The following is a 5475-nucleotide window of genomic DNA, read 5'->3' on the forward strand; positions in this document are numbered from 1 at the left end:
CGACAAGGGCTACCGAGGTCACAATGCGCCACCCGATTACAAGTTCAGGGTGTTCATCTCAGGCCAGAAGCGGCGCGTGACGCCCAGGATCAAACGCGAGCTGCGCCGGCGCTCGGCCGTCGAGCCGGTCATCGGCCATCTCAAATCCGAGCATCGCATGGGGCGCAACTACTTCTGGTACCGCAAGGGCGACGCCGCCAACGCCGTCCTCGCCGCCGCCGGATACAACTTCCGCCGTCTCATCCGCTGGCTGGAGCTTTTGTTGCACCAAATCCTGGTCAGGCTCATCCTCCGATTTCAGCTCGTCCCAAGCTGAAATCAGACTTCTTCACGGGCGACTAACTACCATCTGCGCGATTCTGTCGCCGACAGTTGGCACACCCAAGATTCTTTCGCCTCCCCCCGACTTCTTTGGGATGGAGACAGCGCGAACCGGCGGAGAAACGTAGCTCCCCGAAGACATTCGATTCCAAATCTTGTAAAGGTTCTTCGCAAGATTCTTTTCAAACATTTCCAAAGACTGCCCGTCTACCCCGGCTGCGCCATGGTTGGCCTTGACCGCTTTGTAGGCTTCAAACACTTGTCGTTTCTCAATTCGAAACGGCTTGTCTGTCGTATTTTCCGAAGTCATCCTGTTTCCAGTTGTTTCAAATGATACGACGGCCTGACCCGCCCCCTTTGCTCCAACCCCATTACAGGGTTTTCGACGCTCCTACGGGGCGGTCCGCCCCAGTCTCCTGCATCGGTACTCTCGCCTTGCGGTTTGCGCCGCTTGAGCTTCTCCCTTTGCATCAGGAGTCTGGTTCCTGCAGTTCCGCGCGAAAGCCTGTGTCCGACTCACGCCCCCTCTACGCCGGTCGCCGCCCACCCAGTCATCAGGCATCCGGCGGACTTGTCCCAGGAGCCTCCCGAGCCCCTGGTTTCGACGACGCTTAAAACGATAACGACGCTTCTTCGAAGGGTTCACTTTCGTTCGTCTTCCGGACACCCACCTGATCGAATCTTGCCCGAGCGTTTCATCCGACGCTCACCACCACGGCTCTTTACCACAGCAGCTCGGACTGGTTTGAGACCGGCTCCTGAAAGCCGGTCCCGGAGGGCCCTCCTCCATCATTCACGCAGCTTTACAATACGTGGTTAGTCCATCTGAACTCCTTTCTCCTTTCGTATTTCTGCAGCACACCGGGAGGATCGTCACCGAAGGACGAAACCGCTTTGCGGGTTCGGTGCGCCTTGGCGCATAGAGCCGTCCGCTCGCCAGAGCGGCCGCCCCCAAAAGCCCCCTTCGCAAAAATGAATCAATATGGCCCTGATCGATTCAAAAAACTCATTGGACGCGGATTCTCCGATGCGGGATTCTGTCGTCATGATCGCGCAGCCCTACCAGCTCTATATCGAACGCACCGACGCCTCGAAGAACATGGCCCGGTTCTACGCCATGGCCATCGAACCGACGCTCTTCGGCGACATCTGCCTGACACGCCGCTGGGGACGGATCGGCGCACAAGGTCAGATGATGAAGCACAGCTTCGCGCGCGAGGACGAAGCGGTCAGGCTGTTCCTCGACCTGCTGCGCCAGAAGCGCAATCGCGGATATCATCCGAAAGGAAAGAAGGCGGCGACGTAACCGGATCGCTGTCTGCGCAGGCGCGGTAGGCTCCCACCGGTTGGGTGGCGGCACCCACGGAACAGAGCCTCCGCGAAAGCGAAGCCGGCTCAGTGAGCCGGCCGTTCATCGTGCGGATTATATTCGTGGATGATGTCGAGGCCGTCACCTTCGTCGATTTCGTCGCTGGGCAGGACGTATTCGCCGTCGACATAGGAATGGCCCCGCCGGGTGGCGGGGCCATTTGGGCGGGACATCAGTCCCGGTTCGGCCGGGACCAGATCAACTGGAGGCCTTCCTCGCCTTCCACCTCGACCAGGGTGGCGTAGATCGGAGCCGGGAAGCTCGGGTCGTCGAGCTTGACCGAGAGGTAGTCCCGGCCGGTTTCCTGCGCGACGCGTTGCCAGGCCGCGCCGAGCTCGACATTAGCGGCCGCGAAGACGCGGAAGTGCGGGCCCTTGTCGGAGGGGTTCTCGATACGGCGGAACTGCGCCTTGACGTTGAGGGTGAGGGTGCGGATTGAACCGGTGAATCCGCCGTTGCCGTTGCTGGTGAAGGAGCCGATGGTCGCCATGGTATTTCGCTTTCCTGGTGTTCGGACCGCGCCCATCGCGGTCTCGATGGCTGTCGGAAAGACCGGGGACGATCGGACCGCACCTCGCAGAGGCCGCAATGCAATGGAGGACGGCAACTGCCGATTTTGTTAGTTGGCGAGGAATGCCGGCGCAGCCGGCAGGGGTCAGAAAATCGGCAGGCGCCGTTGCGGAAAGCCGATCGAGGCGAAGCCGGTCTCCGGTCAGACATGCCTCATCGAGCCCGCAGATGGCCGGCACGCCCGCCGGAAAGGCATCACCATGACCCCGCGTCCATGGCGCCCAGGCAAAGGGACAGTGGCGTTCACAGGCGAAACGCGAACTCCGGCGCCAACGTCATGATGCGCTCCGCCTTCAGAACGACCGGCCGAGGGGACGGTCCCGGCAATTCGCAATGGCCCGGTTCGAGCAGCTGCCGAACCATCAGCACGCCGCTGGCGAAACCGACACGGGACAACCGCCGCCCCCGGCCAACGACCGCTGTCCTCCGATTCCGGTGGCAGGACAGTATGCGCGGCATCCAATTGCCGCAGCAAAGCGTCTACGATCGTCCGGGCGTGCAGCAGCTCGGCGCGCGAAGCCAGGAATGCCGCTCGAACGCATTGCGGGCTTGCACGCGGTAAATGTTGTGCGATAGGCAGATCTGTCCACGCGGCCGGTACAAGGGCACGGGTACCATCGGGCAGTACAAGCGTCAGATGAAGTTCGCCGCGTCGATGACACCAGCCAAGCACATTAAGCGCAGATCCCTCGAAGGGATGGCGCGACCGAACGATGGTTACCTGATCGGGATAGTCGTCGAGATGATGAGCGCGGTCGTGGGTAGTCTGTCGAGTAGTCTTTTGACAACATTGACCACGAGCTTCTGCTGCGGGCTGTCCGGAAGCATGTAAAGTGCGAGTGGGCGTTGCTCTACATCGAACGATGGCTGACAGCGCCGATTGTGCAAGAGGATGGAGCTGTCGTCGAGCGAAGCTGCGGCACCCCGCAAGGGGGAGTAGTGAGCCCGATTCTCGCCAATCTCTTCATGCACTATACATTTGATCTCTGGATGGCACGGACGTTCCCTGAACTCAGGTGGCGCCGGTATGCTGACGACGGGTTGATACACTGCCAGAGTGAGGTGGAGGCGCAGAGCGTTTGCGAAGCGCTGAAAATTCGACTGGCCGAGTGTCGTCTGGAATTGCATCCGACGAAGACGAGGATTGTCTACTGCAAGGACGATCGACGTCGAGGCAAGAGCGAGACGGTTATGTTCGACTTTCTCGGATATTGCTTCCGGCCGAGGTCAGTCCGGGGGCCGTACTCGCGGAAAATTTTCTGCGGGTTCACTCCGGCGGTCAGCAAGTCAGTGCTGAACGCGATGCGGGCAACGATCCGAGACTTGAACTTTCGTAGGCGGCCAAATCTGACGCTGGACGACATTGCCCGCGAACTAAACCCGATAGTTCGGGGGTGGATCGCGTACTACGGGCAATACATGCGCTCGGCGCTATATCCGATGGCCCGCTACATCAACCAAACAATAGCTATCTGGTTGAAACGAAAGTACAAGCGCTTCCGCCATCGGTTGGGGCGCGCTCGCATCTTCCTGGAGAAGATCGCTCGCGAGAACCGCAGACTCTTTGCTCACTGGCAACTCGGTATTGGCGACAAGCTTGCCTGATGGGAGCCGGGTGAGGTGAGAGCCTCACGCCCTGGTTCTGCAAGAGGCCGGAGGTGAAATCCCTCCGGCCTACTCACCCCACCATCCGCATCCTGGCGAAGGGCAAGTGCACAACTGGACGCATCTGGGTTTATGTTCGGGATGACAAGCCCTTCGCGGGCACCGCTCCGCCAGCTGCAGTCTATTACGCCTCGAGCGACCGACGGGGTGAACATCCCCAGAAACACCTGGTTGGGTACTAGATGCCGTAATGGGCCGGCCTTCGCGGGCCTAGCCAGGTTAAGTGGCTGTCCCTCAGAATGACGATGTTGAAACGGAGTCCGAGTGATCGGCTCCAGGCATCAAGTGAGGAACCAGCCACGGACTATTATGCGGGGATCGACGTGTCTTTGAAAGAGAGCAGCATCTGTGTTGTTGACGGGACCGGCAACGTCATCCACGAGGTCAAGGTCGCCAGCGAACCTGAGGTGCTTATTCGTTATTTTGACGAGCTTGAATTACCTGTCAGCTGCGTTGGGCTCGAGGCCGGGCCGTTGTCGCAGTGGCTGCATGCCGCGCTTGTGGCTGCCGGGCGCGATGCAGTTTTGCTCGAGACACGGCATGTGAAAGCAGCACTCTCGGCGATGACCATCAAGACCGACCGGAAGGATGCCCGTGGGATCGCTCAATTGCTGCGGATGGGTTGGTACCGTCCGGTTCACGCGAAATCAGTGCCTTGCAAGGATACCCGGGCTCTTCTTGTTGGACGAAAACTTCTGCAGGGCAAGCTTCTCGACGTCGAGCTGAGTATTCGCGGCATCCTGCGTGGCTACGGGCTGAAGGTCGGCGAAGTGAGCCGTGGACGGTTTGACGCGCGCATTCGGGAATTGACCGCGGGGCATGTGTCCCTGGAAATGGTGATTGGCGCGATGCTCGCTGCAAGGACGGCGTTGTGGAACGAGTTCGCCAGGCTGCATCGTGAGATGCTGAAGATCGCACGGGCCGACAAGGTTTGCCGGCGATTGATGAGCGCCCCTGGCGTCGGCGCTTTGGTCGCCCTGACATATCGCTCGGCGGTGGATGATCCGTCGCGATTCGGAAACTCCAGCACGATCGGTGCCTACTTCGGCCTCACGCCGAAAAAATATCAGTCAGGCGAGACCGACCGGGACGGAGGCGTCAGCAAGGTCGGCGACGCCATGGTGCGGACCGCGCTCTTTGAAGCGGCACACGTCATGCTGACGCGCGCGACCCGCTTCTCGAGCTTGAAGTGCTGGACTCTCGATGTGGCGAAACGCAGAGGCATGAAGCGCGCCAAAGTGGCTCTTGCCCGCAAGTTGGGCGTCGTGCTCCATCGCATGTGGATGGACGCGACCGAATTCCGCTGGAGCAAGGCCGCTGCGGCCGCATAGGAGGTATAGAGCAGGTTCGGGGAGCGCGTCGAAGACGGCATCGCTTCTACAGAGGTCTCATCGCTGGGACGAGGGCTTGGCAAGGTCGGGAGTAGTGCTGTGAATGCTTCGGCAAATCACGCGTCCTAGGAGCCTGTCCGAGTAGTCCCTGTTCAATTGGGTGGGAGTCTGATTTTATTGGCGGCGATGAGCAAGTATTTTCGCCTCTGGAAGATTGAT

At 60.1% G+C, this 5475-nt stretch carries 6 protein-coding genes and 3 pseudogenes; 5 read left to right on the plus strand and 4 right to left on the minus strand.

Features of this window, described 5'->3' with window-relative positions; all coding sequences use genetic code 11:
• Positions 1–316: pseudogene (locus K288_RS0142305) on the plus strand (IS5/IS1182 family transposase); the annotation flags it as partial.
• A 24-nt stretch (positions 317–340) separates the two neighbouring features.
• Here the strand turns inward: K288_RS0142305 and K288_RS0142310 are convergent.
• Positions 341–631: pseudogene (locus K288_RS0142310) on the minus strand (group II intron reverse transcriptase/maturase); the annotation flags it as partial.
• Between the two features lie 672 nt (positions 632–1303).
• Between K288_RS0142310 and K288_RS0142315 the strand changes: the two are divergent.
• Complete coding sequence (locus tag K288_RS0142315) at positions 1304–1627, plus strand: WGR domain-containing protein (protein WP_201449819.1); 324 nt, start codon at positions 1304–1306, stop codon at positions 1625–1627.
• An 89-nt stretch (positions 1628–1716) separates the two neighbouring features.
• Here K288_RS0142315 and K288_RS54440 read toward each other — a convergent pair whose 3' ends face one another.
• The 3 genes from K288_RS54440 to K288_RS53950 all read right to left on the minus strand — a co-directional run bounded on the left by K288_RS54440 (position 1717) and on the right by K288_RS53950 (position 2656).
• The gene (locus K288_RS54440; protein WP_201449820.1) at positions 1717–1863 is read right to left on the minus strand and encodes a hypothetical protein; all 147 of its coding nucleotides are present in this window, start codon (positions 1861–1863) and stop codon (positions 1717–1719) included.
• A complete protein-coding gene (locus tag K288_RS0142325; RefSeq protein WP_027584750.1) occupies positions 1863–2180 on the minus strand; it encodes a DUF736 domain-containing protein in 318 nt (105 codons plus the stop codon). Before K288_RS0142325 ends, K288_RS54440 begins: the two co-directional genes overlap by 1 nt.
• A gap of 323 nt (positions 2181–2503) precedes the next feature.
• Positions 2504–2656: a hypothetical protein gene (locus tag K288_RS53950; protein ID WP_160169086.1), complete on the minus strand. Its 153-nt coding sequence runs from the start codon at positions 2654–2656 to the stop codon at positions 2504–2506.
• A gap of 393 nt (positions 2657–3049) precedes the next feature.
• Between K288_RS53950 and K288_RS48850 the strand changes: the two genes are divergently transcribed.
• The 3 genes and pseudogenes from K288_RS48850 to K288_RS0142350 all read left to right on the plus strand — a co-directional run bounded on the left by K288_RS48850 (position 3050) and on the right by K288_RS0142350 (position 5256).
• Positions 3050–3865 carry a reverse transcriptase domain-containing protein gene (locus K288_RS48850; protein ID WP_084800119.1) on the plus strand — a complete coding sequence of 272 codons (816 nt, stop codon included), beginning with the start codon at positions 3050–3052 and terminating at the stop codon, positions 3863–3865.
• A gap of 80 nt (positions 3866–3945) precedes the next feature.
• Positions 3946–4104, plus strand: a pseudogene (locus K288_RS51710) (transposase); the annotation flags it as partial.
• 66 nt (positions 4105–4170) lie between these two features.
• Positions 4171–5256, plus strand: a complete 1086-nt coding sequence (locus K288_RS0142350; protein WP_051335051.1) for an IS110 family transposase — start codon at positions 4171–4173, stop codon at positions 5254–5256.
• Positions 5257–5475 lie beyond the last annotated feature (219 nt).

The sequence above is a fragment of the Bradyrhizobium sp. Ai1a-2 genome (genome assembly GCF_000426245.1).
Lineage (GTDB): Bacteria > Pseudomonadota > Alphaproteobacteria > Rhizobiales > Xanthobacteraceae > Bradyrhizobium.

Coding starts and splice junctions, on each gene's coding strand:
- K288_RS54440 (WP_201449820.1), bottom strand. CDS start 1,863: ATGTCCCGCCCAAATGGCCCCGCCACCCGGCGGGGCCATTCCTATGTC.
- K288_RS0142315 (WP_201449819.1), top strand. CDS start 1,304: ATGGCCCTGATCGATTCAAAAAACTCATTGGACGCGGATTCTCCGATG.
- K288_RS0142350 (WP_051335051.1), top strand. CDS start 4,171: ATGTTGAAACGGAGTCCGAGTGATCGGCTCCAGGCATCAAGTGAGGAA.
- K288_RS0142325 (WP_027584750.1), bottom strand. CDS start 2,180: ATGGCGACCATCGGCTCCTTCACCAGCAACGGCAACGGCGGATTCACC.